We start from the raw sequence: 17532 nt of genomic DNA, 5'->3' as shown, positions 1-17532 counted from the left end.
TGCCCGAGAGACAGGCACCCGCTCTGACGGCAAGCCCGTGTCCGTGCTCCCAACCGTCGGGATCTTCGGGGCGAACGCCTCCGGCAAGACCAACATCCTGGATGCGATGCGGTTCATGCGGCGGGCGGTCCTCGAATCCCTGGCCGACTGGGACCGGGACCCGGATGTTCCCGTCCCCCGTGAACCCTTCGCGCTGGCGGACGAGGCTTCCGACGACACCAGCCTCTTCGAGGTAGAGCTGCTCCTCGGCCGGAGTGAGAAGGTCCGGTACACCTACGGCTTCGAGCTCTCGGACGACCGCGTGGAGAGCGAGTGGCTCCACGCGTACCCGACCGGACGCCGCCAGGTGTGGTTCGACCGGGAGGCCGACAGAGCAGAGGCGGACGGGGGCGAGTTCCGTTTCCCGGGCACCGGTCTGAGCGGCCGCAAGGACCTGAAGGACCTTCTCGTCGCCACTACCCGCCCGAACGCCCTCTTCCTGACCGTCGGCGCGGCCCTGAACCATCCCCAGCTCTCGGCCATCCACCGCTGGTTCCGCGACAACCTCTGGCTCGTGACCACCGGCAAGGACGTGGTGGAGCGCACGGCCTGGACACGCGAGCGGCTGACCGGCAGCCGAGGTGCTGAGATGCGGGAGCGCCTCGTCACCATGCTCGTATCAGCGGACATCGGCGTCACGGGGGTGGAAATCGACCCCGAGACCGGGGACATCCAGCTCCTGCACCGAGGCGAGGGGGACTCCGTCCGCCCGCTGGACTTCTGGAGCCAGGAGTCTCTCGGCACGCACGCCTGGTTCGCCTTCCTCGGCCCCTTGCTGACCATGCTGAACAGGAGGGACGGCGGAGTACTGCTCGCCGACGAGCTCGACTCCAGCCTGCACCCCGTGCTCGCGGCAGAGGTCGTCCGCCTCTTCCAGGACGAGGACGCCAACCCGCAGCTCGCACAGCTTGTCTTCACCACGCACGACGCCACCTTGCTCGGCCCCTCGGTCACGGAGCGCCCGCTCGACCGGGACCAGGTTTGGATCGCGGTCAAGGAAGGAAGCGGCGAGTCCTCCCTCTACCCGCTCCTCGCCGCCCGCAAGGCACGCAACGACGAGAACATGGAACGCCGCTACCTGCACGGCCACTACGGCGGCGTGCCGCGCCTGGCCACGGGTGAGGTGGCCCGCCAGCTCGCCGTACTGGAGCGGCGCCTCGCGCAGCAGACGGAATCGGAACCGGAGCCGAAGGCGACGACGACAGCGTGAGCAGACCACCCGCGGAGAGCCGGCGCGTCAACCGGCGGAAGGGCCGGCACGAGGCGCCCCGAGCCGTCCGGCGCGACCTCGGCTCCTATCCGGACGAGTCGTCCCGGATCATCTACCTCGCGGCCGAGGGTGAGCGGACCGAGGCCGACTACATCAAGCTGATCAACGACACCTACCGTGACGGACCGGGTGAGAAGTTCTTCCTGCGATTCACACCGGTCAGGAAGGGCCTTCGCCCGGACCAGGTCGTCGCTCACGTGATCGCCCAGGCGTCGAGCCCGCGTGATGAGAAGTGGGCACTCTTCGACCGGGACTCCGAGGACAACCGTGACAAGGCCATCCGGGACGCCATGAGCACGGCGGCCCGGGAGGGCGTACAGGTGGCTCTGTCGCACCCCTCCATCGAGCTGTGGCTGCTGCTGCACTTTCAGCAGTTCACCAGCCAGGAGGAGGGCCGTAGCGGCACCATCAAGGACCGGCTGCGCAAGCATCCGAAGGCGGAGGGCTTCGCCGAGTACGACACAAAGTCCGGCGGCCGGGGCAAGGGCCTGGCCGGACAGCGCGGGCAGACGCTCCTCGGCAAGGAGCAGACGGCGGTCGACAACGCCCGCAAGCTCGTCGACATGTGCCCGCACGGCACCTGCTCCGCGAAGAACCTCAAGCTCGACAAGATCCCCGGCCCGCGCACCGAAACGTACGAGGAGTGGAACCGCCGCTCCGGCCATGCCGACGGCTGCGACCCGCTCAAGCGAGACCCCTCCACCGACCTGTGGCGCCTGCTCGCCTCACTGGGCATCGGGACGCGCAAGACCCAGACGCCCGGTGGACGCCGCTGAGCGGACGGTTTCCTTCAGGCACCCCTCCCCGACTACGCTTCCGGAGTTCTCGCGAAACTCCCACGGCTTACGAAGGACCGGTGCGTGGCTCGTATCACACTGCCCCAGCTGGAACGGCATCTGTTCTCCGCCGCCGACATCCTGCGCGGCCGGATGGACGCCTCGGAGTACCGCGACTACATCTTCGGGATGCTGTTCCTGAAGCGTTCCTCCGACGAGTTCCAGCCGGAGTGGGAGCGGGTCTACGCGGGCGCACTGGAGCGGACCGGTGACCGGGCGAAGGCCGTGGAGCGGGCCGACGACCCCGACAACTACCCGCGGATCTTCTACGTTCCGCCGCGGGCCCGCTGGTGGAAGGGCCCGCACGAGAACCCGGAGCAGCCCGGCCACCCCCTGCCCGGCCTGTCCATGCTCGTGGACAAGGTCGGCGAGAGCCTGGACCAAGCCCTGGTGGCCCTCCAAGGCAGCCACAACCGGCTGGCAGGCGTGGCCTCGCACATCTCCTTCAACGAGATCGTCGGCACCAAGCCCCGCTTCACCAACACCGAGCTGCGCGCGCTCATCCGCCACTTCAGCCTCTACCGCCTGCGCAACGAGGACTTCGAGTTCCCCGACATGCTCGGGGCGGCGTACGAATACCTGCTCGCGCGCTTCGCCGACTCGGCGGGCCAGCGCGGCGGTGAGTTCTACACCCCGCGCGAGGTCGTCCGGATGATGGTTCGCCTCGCCGACCCGCAGCCCGGGGACAGCGTCTACGACCCCTGCGCCGGCTCCGGTGGCATGCTGATCGCGGCCCACGAGTACGTAGAGGAGCACGGCGGATCGCCGGACGACCTTGCGATCAACGGCCAGGACAAGAACGGCCCCTCCTGGTCCATGGCCAGCATGAACATGGTGCTCCACGGCATCCGCGAGTTCGACCTCCAGCACGGTGACACCCTCACCGAGCCGCTGCACCTGACCCCGGCCGGGCGGCTGCGGACCTTCACCAAGGTGCTGTCGAACCCGCCGTTCTCGCTGAACTACGACGCCGAGCTCGTCGCCGAGGCCGACGAGAAGCACGGCCGGCGCATGAAGTGGGGTGAGACCCCGGAGAACGGCAAGAAGGCCGACCTCATGTTCGTCCAGCACATGGTCTCGGTGCTGGAAGCCAGGGGCACGGCCGTCACGGTCATGCCGCACGGCGTGCTCTTCCGCAGCGGCAAGGAGCGCGACATCCGCGTCAAGCTGCTGGAGGACGACTGCATCGAGGCCGTGATCGGCCTCGGCCCCAACCTCTTCTACGGGACGGGCATCCCGGCATGCATCCTGGTCCTGAGGCCCCCGCACCGCAAGCACGGCGACCGCGAGGAGAAGGTCCTCTTCATCAACGCCGACCGTGACTTCCGGTCCGCGCGCAACCAGAACGAGCTGGGCCCCGAGCACGTCGAGAAGATCGCCACGGTCTTCAGGCACTGGCGCCAGGAGCCGGGCTACTCGCGCGCGGTGAGCGTCAAGGACCTGCTCGCAGCCGACGCCAACCTGAACATCCGCCGCTGGGTGGACAACTCCCCGCCCGCCGAGCCGCAGGACGTTCGCGCCCACCTGTACGGCGGGGTGCCGAAGTCCGAGATCGAGGCAAAGGCGGAGCTGTTCGCCGCGTACGGCGTCGACTCCACCGCCCTCTTCGCGGCGCGCGCGGACGACGAGGAGTACGTCGACTTCCTGGCGGAGGGCCCGGAGGCCACGGCGGCCCGTGTCCCGGAGCTGACGGCGCCGAAGGAAGAGGCCCTGCGGAAGACGTACGAGAAGTGGTGGTCGGAGCAGACCGCCCACTTCGAGTCCCTGATCAAGAACCAGCGCCTGATGGAACTGCGCGGAGAGCTGGTCACCAGCTTCACGGAGACCATCGGCGCGGCGGGCGTGCTGGACGAGTACGCGACGGCCGGCATCATGGCCGACTGGTGGACGGTCACCCGCTATGACCTGAAGGCGCTCGCGGCGGGCGGGTACGAGCGGGTGCTCGACGGCTGGGTCGACTCGGTGGAGACCATGGTCGAACCGGTCACGCCGGAGGCAGAGGAGCCCGCCGGCGGACGCGGCCGGGGCCGCGCGAAGTCCTCCGTATCGGGCGCAGACCGCCGCCGCGCGATGGACGAGCCGGTGGTCCGAGTGCTGATCCCGGAGTTCCTGGCCGAGGTCTCCCGCGCGGACGCGGCCTTGGCGGCGGCGGACGCCGCGTACAAGACGGCTCTGGAAGAACTGGCCGCCGCCCAGCCCCCGACTCCGGACCCCGAAGGGGAGGCGGAGGAGGACGAGACTCCGGACCGCACTCCCGTGGCCCCGGAGGAACTGGCCCGCCTGGAATCCGAGGTCACCCGCCGCCGCAAGGAGCGTACGGCGGCGTCGAAGAAGCGCTCGGCGCTGGACGCGCGTTTCCTCCCGGACCTGAAGGCCGCCGCCGAACTGGCGAAGGCGGAGCCGGAGGGCGCGCAGCGCGTGGTCCTGACCGTCCTGGACGAGGCCCTGTCCACCCGCCTCACGGCATCGGTGGCCGCCGGCCGCCGCGAACTGGTGGGCTCCGTGCGCCGCTGGGCCGACAAGTACGCCGTCTCCCTGGAAGCCCTGGAGGCGGAAAGCGCAGGCGCGGCGGGGGAGTTCGGGAAGTGGCTGGAGGAGCTCGGCTATGCGCGGTGAGGCTGCGAATGTTGCCCGCCATACCTGGCCCGCCGGATGGCGGCGCGTGTCTCTCGCAGACGCCGGTAGATGGCTGTCGGGGGGCACTCCGAGCACATCGAACGATGCGTACTGGGATGGCGATATCCCGTGGATCAGTGCAGCGAGTCTGAAGTCGTTTCGTATCGGCGAGTCAGACCGACGTGTCACCGCCCTGGGTGCGGAGAACGGGTCCCGCCTTGTCGGCGAGGGGACGGTGCTGTTCATCGTCCGGGGGATGAGTCTTAAATCGGAGTTCCGGATCGGAGTCACGCAGCGTACGGTCGCGTTTGGTCAGGACTGCAAGGCAGTACTCCCTGCCGAAGGAATCGATCCATTCTTCCTGGCCCATGCAATGCAAACGCTGACGCCGAAGATCCTGGCCATGGTCGAGGAGACCAGCCACGGCACGGGGCGCCTGGACACGGCACGCTTGCAGGAACTGGAAATCGGCGTCCCACCGCTGACGGAGCAGCGCCGCATCGTGGCCGCCCACGACGCGATCGAGCGACGTATCGCCGCGCTGGAGTGGGTGCGGAAGAAGTCCGGCGTCGTCGAAGCCTCTTTGCTGGCAGCGCCGTTTAAGGCGCAGTGGGTACCACTTGGCTCCTGGCTTCGACGCATCGAAACAGGCAAGAGCCCGTTGGCCGAGGGCTCTCCGGCGGGCGCAGGTGAATGGGGCGTCCTGAAAGTTAGTGCCGTGCAGGCAGGCTGGTTCCAACCGGCAGAGAACAAAGTCGTGCGCGATCCTGACTTGGTCAACCCTGCCTTTGAAGTCAGGCACGGTGATCTCTTGATGACGCGAGCCAATACTGAGGCGCTCGTGGGCCTGGCCTGCGTGGCAGAAAATCCTCCACGCCAGCTTATGCTGAGCGACAAGACGTTGCGGCTCGTTGTGGATGAGAGCGCTGCAGATCCGCGTTTCCTTGAGGCGGTTCTTGCGACCCAAGGCGTCCGTCGCCAAATCTCAGCAGCGGCTACAGGGACAAGCGGCAGCATGAAGAACATCAGTCAATCCGCAGTCGAGGGGCTCCTCGTGCCGGAGGTTCCACTCGGTGAGCAGCAACGGCTGAGCGGGGCGCTCGAAGCGAGCAAGCGCAAGTCGAACCTTGTGCAGCGGCAGGTTGAAAAGCTCAGGGTCGTTCAACGGGGAACGATGGGGGATTTGCTTGCTGGGCGGGGCGGGCTGCTGGAAACCGAAATGCTGTGATCACAGATTGTCTTCATCAGCGCGCACATGGCCGATGAAGGCGGACAGCGTGGCCCGACCGATCGCCAGCACCCGGCCTGGGTAGACGCTGTCCCTGATGGCTATGCCATCAGGGAGTTCTGCGATCTCCACGCAGTTGTTGCCCCCGCCCCCGCAGAACGACGAGCGCTGCCAGACGATTCCGTTCACCTTCAGGCCTCTCCGATCTTGTGGGCGATCGACTGGATCATCTCTCGGGAGTCGTCCGCTGAGAGCGCGGACTCCTCCATCAGGTCCAGCAGTGAACGGTAGTTGCCCAGTGGAGTTGGCGCATCCACGAATGTGGCGCCGAGCGCCGTGTCCAACTGGATGGTGTCGAGCTGCGGTACGGGCCCTTCTGCGTAGAGGATGGACTGGCCCGCGCCATGGAAGCCTCCAGCGCTGAAGGGGATCACGAGCAGCGTGATGTGCGGCTCGTCTGCCGCGTCCGCCAGTCGTTCCAGTTGGGCGCGGGCGACGTCTTGGCCTCCGAAGGCCAGTCGGAGAGCGGCCTCGTGGATAATGCCCAGGTAGGGTGTGGGGTTCTCACCCGTGAGGACCGTCTGGCGACGCATCCGGTGGGCCACGCGCAGCTCCACGTCCAGACGAGACAACTTCGGCACGGTGAGCTCAAAGAGTGCCCGCGCATGGTCTTCCGTTTGCAGAAGTCCAGGCAGGTGCACGGTCTGCGCCGTGCGGATGCGCACCGCGTGGTGTTCCAGCTCGGAGATGTCCAGATGGCCTTCCGGAAGCTTGCCGCGGTACTCGGCCCACCAGTTGGGCGCTCGGCGGCTGCTCGCGATTGCGGCCAGAGCGTCGATCAGGTTGGAGTCCGGGCACTTGTAGTGACAGGCCAGCTGCCGCACGCGGTCCTCGCTGACGGTGGTGCGTCCAGCCTCGATGTTCGACACCATCGTCCGGTCCGCGCCGAGCATCGCGGCGGCGTCCTGGATCGAGACGCCTGCCTGTTCGCGAAGGCGGCGTAGTTCCGTGGCCAAGCGGCGCTGGCGGCCGGTGGGGGCGTTTCTTGCTGCCATGGGTCCTCTCTCGTGCGCGCGGACAGTCTGACAGCCCGCCGGGTGACGGTCTAGTGAGCGAGGCTTCCGTTCGCTCGTTGGTGAAATCTGACTCACGTGTGAGTTGCAATGCTCTACGTTGTGAAACAAGCCACAAAGAACCTCGCTCCCGCGCCATCGGAAGCGCACCGAACCCCGGGCCCCGCAAGGGGCCTCGGTTCCGGCAAGCCACCGGAACGGCACGGGCGTTGTGGACGCGACACGTGGCCGACGTAGATCCCTCACGCCGCACATGGAGGTGCCCGCGTGACACGCGAAACGGACAGCACCCGAGCCGGGGCGGCGGCCCCGCCGCCGATCGCCTTCGCCGAACCCTGGGAGTACGAGCTCCACTTCCCCCGCGATCCCCGCGCACCCGGCATCGCGCGGACCACCCTGCGGGCCGTGCTCGACGCGCACGGGCTCGGCGAACTGGTCGACCGGGCAGAGCTGTTGGCCTCGGAGCTGGCCACGAACTCCGTACGGCACACCAAGGGGCCCGCCTCCGTGCGGCTGCGCTGGATGTGCCCCGTGCTGCGGGTCAGCGTCTCCGACTCCAGCCCGGTGTTCCCCATGGAGGTCCCCGCCGGGATCGCCTGGGACGCCGAGGGCGGCCGGGGGCTGGCCATACTCGAACTCGTCGCAGACCAGTGGGGCGGCTGCTGCCTCGACGAGAAGCTGTTCGGGACCGGCGGCAAGACCATCTGGTTCGAGCTGCGGACCGGGAGGGGCGGGCCCGACGCGCCCCCGACCCCGCCGGCAGCCGCCGCCCTCGCGGCCTGAACAACGGCCCCGGCTCGGTCCGACCCCGTAGGTAAAGTGGCCCCTACCCCTGTTCGAGGTTTGACAGGGGCGGGGAGCGACGTACGCACACGGGGCGGGGAGACCAGCGATGGGGCAGCCGGAGTACGACAAGGTCGAGAGGCCGCTCATCGACCAGCTGGTCGCCATGGGGTGGAAGCACCTCCAGGGCGCACCGCCGGGGAAGCCGGTGACCGACCCGGCGCCCTCCGGGCGCGACTCGTTCACCGAGGTGGTCTACGCCGACCGGTTCCGTACCGCCGTGGCACGCATCAACCCGGACGCCGGCGGCAAGCCCTGGCTGACGGCCCCCCAGGTGGACCACCTCCTCGCGCTGCTCCTCGGCACCGCACCCGGCCAGGGCCCGGCCGGGCGCGGGGTCGCCGGGAACCTGGAGGTCACCCGGATGCTGCGCGAGGGGATCAACGCGCGCACGCTCCCGGGATGGACCAAGGGGGACCCCGAGCACGTCCGGCTGGTCGACTGGCAGGGGGAGTTCCCCGAGCTGGGAGAGGCCGGCACCGGCAACGACCTGCTCGCGGTATCCCAGTTCAAGGTGGAGCGCCGCGAGGGCGCTCCGGCGATCCCCGACGTCGTGCTGTTCGTCAACGGCCTGCCCTGGGTGGTCGTCGAGTGCAAGGCCCCGCTGTCGAGCCCCGGGGAGAAGCGGTTCGCCATCGACTGGGCCGTCGACGACGTGATCGGCTACGCGGGGGTCGAGGCGCCCGAGCCCGTCACCGAGTTCGTGCGCTTCGCCCAGGTGCTCGTCGCCACCGACCGGGACCACGCCGAGATCGGCACCATCAGCGCGGAGGCGGCGCACTTCGCGCCCTGGCGGACCGTCTACCCGGCCCGGCAGGAGACGGTACGGAAGGAGGCCGCCGCACCCGACAGCCGACGCGAACTCCACGCACAGGAGACGCTGGCCGGCGGCGTGCTCCGGCCCGCGCACCTGCTGACCCTCGTCAAGGACTTCACCACCGAGGCGGGGCGCGGCCCCCGCACGGTCAAGGTGGTCGGCCGTTACCAGCAGTTCCGGGCCGTCCACAAGATCGCGAAGCGGCTGCGGGACCGGCACGCCGCCCTGGCCGGGGGCCTGGACGTCGACCAGCGCGGCGGGGTCACCTGGCACACCCAGGGCTCGGGGAAGTCCCTCACCATGGCCTTCCTCGTCCGCTACCTGCGCAGCAGTCGCGACCTGGCCCGTCACAAGGTCGTCGTCGTGACCGACCGCAAGGATCTGGAAGCGCAGATCCGCCAGAGCCTGGCCGCCGCCGACGAGAAGATCTACCGGGCACGCTCGGTGAAGTACGCCCGCAGCTACCTGAGCCTCGATGTCCCCGACCTCGTCCTCGTCATGCTCCAGAAGGCACGCCGGGACGACAGCGCCGACGACGGCCGGGACGAGGTACTCGCGCAGGACCCCGAGGGGCGCGACCGGCTCCACAACCGCGTGGCGAACGCCGGCTCCGACATCGTCGTCCTCGTCGACGAGGCGCACCGGGGGCAGAGCGCCTGGCAGCACGCCCGGCTGCGCGCGATGCTGCCCAACTCCGCCATGGTCGGATTCACCGGCACGCCCATCCTCGGCGGGGCCCGCAAGACCACCGAGGACATCTTCGGTTCGTACGCCGACACCTACACCCTGCGGGACGCCGAGATCGACGGGGCCGTCGTCCCCGTCCGGTACGAGGCCCACGAAGTGAGCCTGGAGGTGGTGGAGAAGGCCGCGCTGGACGCGGGCTTCGACCAGCACGTCCCCGCCGATCCCGAGCAGCGTCGCCGGGTCCTGCGCCGGTTCGGGCGGAAGAAGGAGGTCCTGGAGTCGCCCGCGGTGATCGCCCGGAAGGCCGAGCACATGGTGCGGCACTGGGCGGCAGGCGCCATGCCGGACGGATTCGGCGCGCAGGTCGTCGCCGTGTCCCGGCGCGCCGCCGTGGCGTACCGGGAGGCCATCTCGAAGGCGCTGAACCGTCTCGTCGCGGACCTCGACGGACTGGGCGGCGACGCCCACGACCCCGCGCCCGCACCGGAGGGCGAGGCTGACCTCCTGCGGCTGCTGCGCTACCGGGACGTGCTCGCCCAGGTCGAAGCCGCCGCCGTCATCTCGGCGTCGCCGAAGCGGGGCAAGGGCAAGGACCCCAAGGACTGGGACGTGTGGACCCGGCCGAGCAGCCAGAGCGCGCACATCGAACGCTTCCGGCGCGGGGTGAAGGTGCCCGATCCGTTCGAGACGAGCGACGATCCCTCCTGGACCGCCCACACGCACGGACGGCCCGGGGGAGGGGCGAGCGCCGGGGCCCGGACCTCGGCCCACGACCCCTGGGACGGCGGCGCGGGCGAGGACCGTGAAGCGGCCGGGCGGCGGCCCCGCGACGAAGAGGCCGAGCGTCCCCTCGGCTTCCTGGTGGTCACCTCCATGCTGCTCACCGGCTTCGACGCGCCCGTGGAACAGGTCCTCTACCTCGACCGGCCGCTGTTCGGCGCCGGCCTGCTCCAGGCCATCGCCCGCACCAACCGCCCTTACCGCAACAAGCGGTGGGGCCAGGTGGTGGACTACATCGGTGTCGGGCCCGAGCTGGCGAAGTCCATGACCGACTACGAGGAGGCGCACCTGAAGGCCGTCCTCGGCTACGAGAACGTGTCCTTCGACCACCTCGACCCCGACAGCGGTGCGGAGCAGCCGGCCACGGGCCGGATGTGGCTCCAGACCGACGCGGCGGCCGAAGCGCTCCTCGCCGACCTGTTCAAGCGCCTCGACGACTTCCTGGCCGGGCTGGGCGCGGGGCGGCTCGTCGACGAGGCGCAGCGCGAGGACCTGCTGGCGGCGCTGGAGGACCCGCTGCTGCGGGGCGAGTTCGACGAGCTGGCCCGGGACTTCTTCAACGCGCTGGGCGCCGTCCTGCCCCGGCCGTTCGCGCTCCGGTACGAGGCCTTCGCCGGGCGGCTGGGTGAGGTGCAGTACCTCGCCCGCGCCCGCTACCTCGACGGGCGGGACCAGTTCAGCCCGCGCCGCTACGGGGCCAAGGTGCGCGCACTGATCGCCTCGCACCTCAAGGCGAACGGCATCGTGGAACGCGTCCCGCAGGTGGAGCTGGGCGCGCCCGACTTCATGGAGCGGGTCGAGGCCAACACCGATCCGCGGGCCCGGATCTCGTACCTGACGAGCCGGATCCACACCCACATCACGGCCCGGCTGGAGACGCCCGGGTCCGGCTATGAGGTCTTCAGCGAGCGCCTGGAGGCCGTCATCCGGCGGATGGGCACGGACTTCGAGGAGGCCGCCGCGGCGCTCGCCGGGCTCGTCGAGGACATCGTCGCCTCGGAACGAGAGGGCGGGCAGGAAGCCGGGGCAGGGCTCGACCGCTGGACCGAGAGGCCGGTGTACGCGCTGCTCGCCCGTGAGCTGGACGCGGCGGGCGGGCCGCTGGTGCCGGACGGGACCGACCTCCACCAGGCGGCACGCGATGTCACCTGGAAGATCGCGGGGCTGGTGCGCTCCCCGAACTTCACGACGCTGCCGGACGCGCAGGATCGCGTACGCAAGGAAGTGCGGATCTACCTGGAGGAGGAGCTGCACGTCGACTGGTCGGCGACCGGACCGGTCGCCGGCTTGCTGGTCGAGCTCGCGCTGCACCGGCACGGCGACTTCCTGCGCTACCCGTCGCGCCACGACCGCTGAGACCGTGGCACCCGACTGTCTGAGCCGGGTGGTAGGAATGCCGGGTGAGTACCTCGGTCCAGCAGGCGATCGCCGCACTACCCCTCCCCGAGGGGTGGAGCTGGCGCGTCGAGTCCCGCCCCCGGCGGCGGACCCTGGGCATTGACGTCACGCCGGACGGGGAGGTGCTCTTCGCCGTACCGGCCGACGCGGATCCGCGAGCGGTTGCCGCAGCTGTACGCTCCCGGCTGCCCCGCCTCGTGGATGAGGTACGCCGCCGTCGCGCCCGCCCCGCCGAGCCGGTCAAGGAACTCGTCGGTGGCAGCAGCTTCGCCTACCTCGGGCGCCGGTACCGGCTCAGACCGGTTCCGGCGCCCGAGGTAGGGCACGTGCGGCTGCGAGCCGGATGGCTGGAGCTTCCTGAGCCCGCCACGCCTTCGGCCGGTTCCGAGGCCCTGGCCGCCTGGTACAGCGAGCGGGGGCACCGGTGGCTCACCTCACGGATGCCCGCGCTCGCCCTCCGAGTGGGGGTACGGCCGAGCGGGATAGTTGTGCGCGACCTCGGGGAACGTTGGGGTTCGTGCGGCCCCGACGGGCTGATCGCCGTGCACTGGGCCGTCATGCAGTTGCCCGCGAGCCTGGTCGATTTCGTCCTCGTGCACGAACTGTGCCACCTCAAGGTGCCGGGGCACGGTCCTGCCTTCCGGCGGGAGATGGGTCTGGCCCTTCCCGGGTTCGAGCACAGCGAGGAGCTGTTCGCGCGGGACGAACCGTTTCTGTGGCGCGGGGCGGTCCGGTAGGCCCAGGTGGGCCCGCAGCTCAGGCGACGGTCAGGACGATCTTGCCGGTGGTGCGGCCCTGCTCGCCGATCTCGTGGGCCTTCGCCGCCTGCTCCAGCGGCAGCACCGTGTCGACCAGAGGCTTCAGCAGGCCCTGCTCGACGAGCGCGGCGATCTCCCGCAGACCGCCCAGGTCCGGCTCCACCAGGACCCAGGAGGCGTGCACGCCCTGCGGGTCGGCCGGGAGGGAGTCGGGGCCGGGCAGGGTCACCAGGTGGCCGCCGGGCTTCAGGACCTTCAGGGAGCGCAGGGTGTAGTCCCCGCCGATGGCGTCGATCACGACGTCCACGTCGGCGACGGCGTCCTCGAAGTCCGTGGTGCGGTAGTCGATCACCTCGTCGGCGCCGAGCTCACGCAGCAGCGCGTGCTTGCCCGCGCTCGCGGTGCCGATCACGTACGCGCCGCGGGCCTTGGCGATCTGCACCGCCAGGTGGCCGACGCCGCCGGCCGCCGCGTGCACCAGCACCCGCTGTCCGGCGCTCACCCCGGCCGTGTCCACCAAGGCCTGCCAGGCGGTCAGCGCGGCCAGCGGCAGGGCCGCGGCCTGTACGTGGTCCAGCCCGGCCGGCTTGGGGGCGAAGTGCCGGGCCGGAGCCGTCACGTACTCGGCGTACGCGCCGGCCTGCTGCGGGAAGCGGGGCATCCCGTAGACCTCGTCGCCCACCCGGTGGAGGGTCACGCCCGGTCCCACGGCCTCCACGACGCCCGACACGTCCCAGCCGACCGCCGGCACCGGGCCCCACGGGATCAGGGCGCCGCTCTCGCGCGTCTTCCAGTCCACCGGGTTGACCCCGGCGGCGTGGACCCGGACCAGGACCTCGCCCATGCCGGGCTCCGGACGCTCGGTCTCGGTCTCGACGAGGACCTCGGGTCCGCCCCACTTGCTGACGACGACGGCGCGCATGACATGTCTCCTTGCTGGATTCCCACCGGCCGGTGTCCCGACCGATGACCTCACTCTGGCCGCTCGCCGACCCGCGCGGTGTTGGCCGTACGGCCACCATGTGTCAGGATCTGGCCATGCACCGAATCGCCGTACTCGCCCTCGAAGGGGTCCCTCCGTTCGAGCTCGGCATCCCCTCCCGGGTCTTCGGAAACGCCCAGGACGAGGCCGGGAACCCGCTCTACGAGGTGACCGTCTGCACCGCCGACGGCCTGCCCGTGGCCAGCGACGCGGGCTTCACCGTCGGCGTCTCGGCGGGCCCCGAGGCCCTCGCCGCCGCCGATACCGTGATCGTCACGCCCACGCACGCCATGGACGAGCTCGCGCACGGCGCCCCCCTGCCGCAGCCGCTGACCGACGCCCTCGCGGCGATCCGGCCCGGCACCCGGCTGGTCTCCCTCTGCACCGGCTCGTACGTGCTGGCCGCCGCCGGACTGCTCGACGGCCGGCCCGCCACCACGCACTGGCTGCACGCGCCCGAGTTCCAGCGGGGCTTCCCGCGCGTCCGGCTCGACGAGGAGGTCCTCTTCGTCGACGACGGCGACGTCCTCACCTCGGCCGGCGTGGCCGCCGGCATCGACCTCTGCCTCTACCTGATCCGTCAGGACCACGGCACGGGCGTCGCCAACCGGGCCGCACGGCTCTGCGTGGTGCCGCCCTGGCGCGACGGCGGCCAGGCCCAGTACATCGACCGCCCCGTCCCCGAGCCGACGCTCGCCACCACCACCGCCACCCGCGCCTGGGCCCTGGAGCGCCTCGCCGAACCGGTCACCCTCGGCGAGCTGGCCGCGCACGCCCGGATGAGCCTGCGCACCTTCACCCGGCGGTTCCGCGACGAGGTCGGCATGACCCCCGTGCAATGGCTCACCGCGCAACGCCTGGAACTGGCCCGCCACTTGCTGGAGTCCAGCGACCTGCCCGTCGACCTGGTGGCCCACCGCGCAGGCTTCGGCTCGGCCAACTCCCTCCGTCAGCACATGCGTTCCACCCTCGGCGTCTCCCCGATCGCCTACCGGCGGACCTTCCAGCCCGCATCGGCGTGACCTGCGAGGTAATCGCCGTCGGGGCCGACGCCCTGGCAGGATCGGATCAACGGCCCGCACCGGCGGCCCGGTTCACAGGGGAGCAGACCATGACCGCGTACGCGATCGCCCACATCCGTCCCGAGACCATGAACGAGGACATCCTCCGGTACATCGAGACGATGCAGTCGACCATCGACCCCTTCGGCGGCCGCTTCCTCGTCCACGGCAAGGAGGTCGAGGTCCTGGAGGGCCCCTTCCCCGGCACCGTCGTCATGATCGGCTTCCCGGACATCGAGAGCGCCCGCGCCTGGTACGCCTCCGACGCCTACCAGGCCATCCTCCCGCTGCGCACCGACCACATCGCCGGCGAGGTCATCCTGGTCGAGGGCGTCCCGGTCGACTACGACGCCTCGACGACGGCCGCCGCCCTGCGCGCGGCCGCGGGGCTCTGACGATGGGCAACCGTGCCGTGTTCGTGCTCTCGGGCCCCGGTGGCCCCGGTGGCCCCGGTGGCCCCGGTGGCCCCGGTGGCCCCGGTGACCCCGGTGACCCCGCGGGTCACACCCGCCATCGCTCCTCGTACGGCGCCGTCGGGCTGGACCTCGACCTGCTGGCCGGGCCGGAGGTGGCGCTCCCGTTCCTGCGCGACCACGTGCGGGAGGACGACTGGTACCCCGACGACATGGTCGAGGCGGGCGTCCTCGCCGACGAGGCCCGCCGGCTCCTGCTGCTCTTCGCCTGGGAGGGGCCCGTCGCCTCCCTGCGCACCCGGGCCGCCACCCTGGAACTGCTGAGGTGCGCCTGGCCGGGCTGGGAGGTGCGCTGGCTCCACGACGGCCAGACCGGGCTGCGCACCCACCTCGGGCTCGACCCGGGGGAGCGGGACACCGACGTGTACCCCGGCCCGGCGCTGGACCGGGACGACGAGGAGCTGGCCGACCCCGACCCGCTGGTCGCGGTGGTCACCATCGGCGCGGACCGCTGCCACGTCCTGGCCGACATAAACGACCACCCCGTCGAGGAGGGCCCCGCCCTCCTGGAGCGGCTCCGGGACGCACCCGAGCACGGGAGCCACCGGCTCCGGGCGGACGCCGGCATCCACGTCGATCCCGAGCGGCGCCGGGTCGGCTGGTGGCTGAACACGGCCCGCGCCCACGGTGGCGCCCTCGCCGACCGCTGGCCCGGCTGGACCGTGGAGTTCTGGGAGGACCGCTGGGCCGAGCACGAGCGGGCCTCGGGCGGCCGCTTCGCGCCGCCCGCACCGGACCGCGCCGCCGCGCTGGCCGACGTACGGGACCAGGCCCTGGAGCGGTGGGCCGGGCCCCGGGGCGACGTACGGGCCCGGCTCGTGGCGGCGCTCCCGAACGCCACCATCGGCCACGGCTTCGGCCCGGCCGTCCCCGCGGAGCGGGCGGCCGCCGCCCGCGCCGCCGTCCTGCGGGCGTACGCGGCCGCCGTCGGCACCTGACCTCGGCCTTCGGGCCCCGCGCGCGCCCGGGGGTGCGAGCATGGGCGGTATGGCTACTCACTTGATCACCGGTGCCGGCTCCGGCATCGGCGCCGCCGTCGCGGCCCGGCTGCACGCCCGCGGCGACGACCTCGTCCTCCTCGCCCGGGACGCCGGCCGCGCCCGCGAGCTCGTCGGCCGTTACCCCGGCGCCACGTCCCTCGTCGGCGACCTCGCCGACCCCGACCGGCTCTCGTGGGCGTTCTCCAAGCAGGCCGTCCCGGAGCGGATCGACTCCCTGCTGCACATCGCCGGGATCGTCGACCTCGGACCGGTCGGCGAGCTGCGACCCAAGACCTGGCACCAGCAGCTCAACGTGAACCTGATCGCCCCCGCCGAGGTCACCCGGCTGCTGCTGCCCACCCTGCGCGCCTCCCGCGCCGACATCGTCTTCGTGAACTCCGGCGCCGGACTGCGCGCCCACGCCGACTGGAGCGCCTACGCCGCCTCCAAGCACGGACTCAAGGCGCTCGCCGACTCGCTGCGCGACGAGGAGAAGCCCCACGGCATCCGCGTCACCTCCGTCTACCCGGGCCGCACCGCCAGCCCCATGCAGGCCAAGGTGCACTCCCAGGAGGGCAAGGACTACGACCCGGCCGCCTGGATCGACCCCGAGTCCGTGGCGACCACCATCGTCATGGCCATCGACCTGCCCCGTGACGCCGAGGTCAACGACCTGAGCGTCCGGCCGGGCCGATGAGCGCCGGCGCCACCGGCGTCGGCTCGCTGCCCGGCGGCGACGCCCGCGAGGCAGCGAAGACCGTCACCGGGTCCTTCGAGGAGTTCCCCTACCTCGCCGAGCTGCCCGCCCGCGGGCCCGGCGCCGACATGATCGGCCGCTCCCTCGGACTGCTCGTCGACATGTACGCCCACGTCGAACCCAGCGGCTGGCGCATCAGCGACCGCCCGGGACGGGACTCGAAGCGGTCCCGGTCCTGGCTCGGCGAGGACCTCGACGCGCTGGAGGAGTTCACCCAGGGCTACACCGGCAAGCTCAAGGTCCAGGCCGTCGGACCGTGGACGCTGGCCGCCGCCCTGGAACTGCACGGCGGCGAAGCCATGCTCCAGGACCCGGGAGCCTGCCGGGACCTGGCCGGATCGCTGGCCGAGGGCCTGCGCGAGCACCTGGCCGACGTACGCAAGCGCATCCCCGGGGCCCAGGTCGTGCTGCAGCTCGACGAGCCCTCCCTGACCGCCGTCCTGCTCGGCCGGGTCCGCTCCGCGAGCGGCTACCGGACCTACCGCGCCGTCGACCGGCAGGTCGTCGAGGGAGCGCTGCGCGACCTGTTCGCCGTCCACGACGGGGAGGTCGTGGTGCACTCCTGCGCGCCCGAGGTCCCCTTCGCACTGCTCCGCAGAGCCGGCGCCACGGGTGTGTCGTTCGATTTCTCGCTGCTCACCGAGCGCGAGGACGACGCCATCGGGGAAGCGGTCGAGAGCGGCACGAAACTCTTCGCCGGAGTGGTGCCCGGCACCGACGCCCCGTTGTCGGACCCGGGCGGTAGCGTCATGGGTGTCAGGAAGCTTTGGCGCAGGCTGGGACTGGCCCCGGGGACTCTGGCGGAGTCCGTCGTGGTCACCCCCTCGTGCGGTCTGGCGGGCGCTTCACCCGCCTACGCCCGCGCGGTGCAGGCGCATTGCGTCAGGGCGGCGAGGTCGCTCGCCGACAACCCTGAGTGACGGTCGAAGACGGG

Annotated in this window: 15 protein-coding genes; 12 read left to right on the top strand and 3 right to left on the bottom strand. The window is 71.2% G+C overall.

The genetic code is table 11. The annotated features are described in order from the left end of the window. The first annotated feature begins 37 nt into the window (after positions 1-37). The 4 genes from ACWG52_RS11745 (at position 38) to ACWG52_RS11730 (ending at position 5989) form a co-directional block, all read left to right on the top strand. Entirely contained in the window at positions 38-1249 is a 1212-nt protein-coding gene (locus tag ACWG52_RS11745) for an AAA family ATPase (RefSeq protein WP_390166324.1), read from the top strand. Then, positions 1246-2085, top strand: coding sequence for an RloB family protein (locus tag ACWG52_RS11740; RefSeq protein ID WP_390166326.1), 840 nt, complete (start codon positions 1246-1248; stop codon positions 2083-2085). Before ACWG52_RS11745 ends, ACWG52_RS11740 begins: the two co-directional genes overlap by 4 nt. Positions 2086-2169: 84 nt before the next feature. Further along, positions 2170-4761 carry an N-6 DNA methylase gene (locus ACWG52_RS11735; RefSeq protein ID WP_453128639.1) on the top strand — a complete coding sequence of 864 codons (2592 nt, stop codon included), beginning with the start codon at positions 2170-2172 and terminating at the stop codon, positions 4759-4761. Next, entirely contained in the window at positions 4751-5989 is a 1239-nt protein-coding gene (locus ACWG52_RS11730; RefSeq protein WP_376095425.1) for a restriction endonuclease subunit S, read from the top strand. Before ACWG52_RS11735 ends, ACWG52_RS11730 begins: the two co-directional genes overlap by 11 nt. On the opposite strand, the gene ACWG52_RS11725 is transcribed toward ACWG52_RS11730, so the two are convergent. Both ACWG52_RS11725 and ACWG52_RS11720 read right to left on the bottom strand, forming a co-directional pair. Further along, entirely contained in the window at positions 5990-6178 is a 189-nt protein-coding gene (locus ACWG52_RS11725) for a DUF397 domain-containing protein (protein ID WP_150517719.1), read from the bottom strand. Positions 6179-6180: 2 nt separating this feature from the next. Continuing rightward, on the bottom strand, positions 6181-7044 hold the full coding sequence (locus ACWG52_RS11720; protein ID WP_376095428.1) for a helix-turn-helix domain-containing protein: 864 nt from the start codon (positions 7042-7044) through the stop codon (positions 6181-6183). A gap of 285 nt (positions 7045-7329) precedes the next feature. Here ACWG52_RS11720 and ACWG52_RS11715 point away from each other — a divergent pair, with 285 nt between their 5' ends. The 3 genes from ACWG52_RS11715 (at position 7330) to ACWG52_RS11705 (ending at position 12324) form a co-directional block, all read left to right on the top strand. Beyond that, complete coding sequence (locus tag ACWG52_RS11715; RefSeq protein ID WP_403957839.1) at positions 7330-7845, top strand: ATP-binding protein; 516 nt, start codon at positions 7330-7332, stop codon at positions 7843-7845. A gap of 109 nt (positions 7846-7954) precedes the next feature. Further along, positions 7955-11545 carry a type I restriction endonuclease subunit R gene (locus ACWG52_RS11710; protein WP_453128635.1) on the top strand — a complete coding sequence of 1197 codons (3591 nt, stop codon included), beginning with the start codon at positions 7955-7957 and terminating at the stop codon, positions 11543-11545. 44 nt (positions 11546-11589) lie between these two features. After that, positions 11590-12324 carry a M48 family metallopeptidase gene (locus ACWG52_RS11705; RefSeq protein ID WP_453128633.1) on the top strand — a complete coding sequence of 245 codons (735 nt, stop codon included), beginning with the start codon at positions 11590-11592 and terminating at the stop codon, positions 12322-12324. 19 nt (positions 12325-12343) lie between these two features. Here the strand turns inward: ACWG52_RS11705 and ACWG52_RS11700 are convergent, their stop codons facing one another. Continuing rightward, positions 12344-13267 carry an NADP-dependent oxidoreductase gene (locus ACWG52_RS11700; RefSeq protein ID WP_389805410.1) on the bottom strand — a complete coding sequence of 308 codons (924 nt, stop codon included), beginning with the start codon at positions 13265-13267 and terminating at the stop codon, positions 12344-12346. Between the two features lie 116 nt (positions 13268-13383). Here ACWG52_RS11700 and ACWG52_RS11695 point away from each other — a divergent pair, with 116 nt between their 5' ends. The 5 genes from ACWG52_RS11695 (at position 13384) to ACWG52_RS11675 (ending at position 17518) form a co-directional block, all read left to right on the top strand. Further along, positions 13384-14349 (top strand): GlxA family transcriptional regulator, encoded by a 966-nt coding sequence (locus tag ACWG52_RS11695; RefSeq protein WP_237545310.1) that lies wholly within the window; start codon positions 13384-13386, stop codon positions 14347-14349. A gap of 89 nt (positions 14350-14438) precedes the next feature. Then, positions 14439-14783 (top strand): DUF1330 domain-containing protein, encoded by a 345-nt coding sequence (locus ACWG52_RS11690; RefSeq protein WP_375944455.1) that lies wholly within the window; start codon positions 14439-14441, stop codon positions 14781-14783. 2 nt (positions 14784-14785) lie between these two features. Next, on the top strand, positions 14786-15799 hold the full coding sequence (locus ACWG52_RS11685; RefSeq protein WP_453128631.1) for a hypothetical protein: 1014 nt from the start codon (positions 14786-14788) through the stop codon (positions 15797-15799). A 49-nt stretch (positions 15800-15848) separates the two neighbouring features. Beyond that, a complete protein-coding gene (locus tag ACWG52_RS11680; protein ID WP_389805402.1) occupies positions 15849-16538 on the top strand; it encodes an SDR family oxidoreductase in 690 nt (229 codons plus the stop codon). Continuing rightward, the gene (locus tag ACWG52_RS11675) at positions 16535-17518 is read left to right on the top strand and encodes a methionine synthase (RefSeq protein ID WP_161289201.1); all 984 of its coding nucleotides are present in this window, start codon (positions 16535-16537) and stop codon (positions 17516-17518) included. Before ACWG52_RS11680 ends, ACWG52_RS11675 begins: the two co-directional genes overlap by 4 nt. Positions 17519-17532 lie beyond the last annotated feature (14 nt).

The sequence above is a fragment of the Streptomyces sp. CLCI03 genome, from assembly GCF_053615355.1.
The sequence above is the reverse complement of the archived record's forward strand: the minus strand, read 5'-3'. Positions and strand labels throughout refer to the sequence as shown.

Bases quoted from the DNA above. Each gene is read 5' to 3' on its own strand.
- ACWG52_RS11730 (WP_376095425.1), top strand. From the start codon at position 4,751: ATGCGCGGTGAGGCTGCGAATGTTGCCCGCCATACCTGGCCCGCCGGA.
- ACWG52_RS11720 (WP_376095428.1), bottom strand. From the start codon at position 7,044: ATGGCAGCAAGAAACGCCCCCACCGGCCGCCAGCGCCGCTTGGCCACG.
- ACWG52_RS11710 (WP_453128635.1), top strand. From the start codon at position 7,955: ATGGGGCAGCCGGAGTACGACAAGGTCGAGAGGCCGCTCATCGACCAG.
- ACWG52_RS11700 (WP_389805410.1), bottom strand. From the start codon at position 13,267: ATGCGCGCCGTCGTCGTCAGCAAGTGGGGCGGACCCGAGGTCCTCGTC.
- ACWG52_RS11695 (WP_237545310.1), top strand. From the start codon at position 13,384: ATGCACCGAATCGCCGTACTCGCCCTCGAAGGGGTCCCTCCGTTCGAG.
- ACWG52_RS11690 (WP_375944455.1), top strand. From the start codon at position 14,439: ATGACCGCGTACGCGATCGCCCACATCCGTCCCGAGACCATGAACGAG.
- ACWG52_RS11685 (WP_453128631.1), top strand. From the start codon at position 14,786: ATGGGCAACCGTGCCGTGTTCGTGCTCTCGGGCCCCGGTGGCCCCGGT.
- ACWG52_RS11680 (WP_389805402.1), top strand. From the start codon at position 15,849: ATGGCTACTCACTTGATCACCGGTGCCGGCTCCGGCATCGGCGCCGCC.
- ACWG52_RS11675 (WP_161289201.1), top strand. From the start codon at position 16,535: ATGAGCGCCGGCGCCACCGGCGTCGGCTCGCTGCCCGGCGGCGACGCC.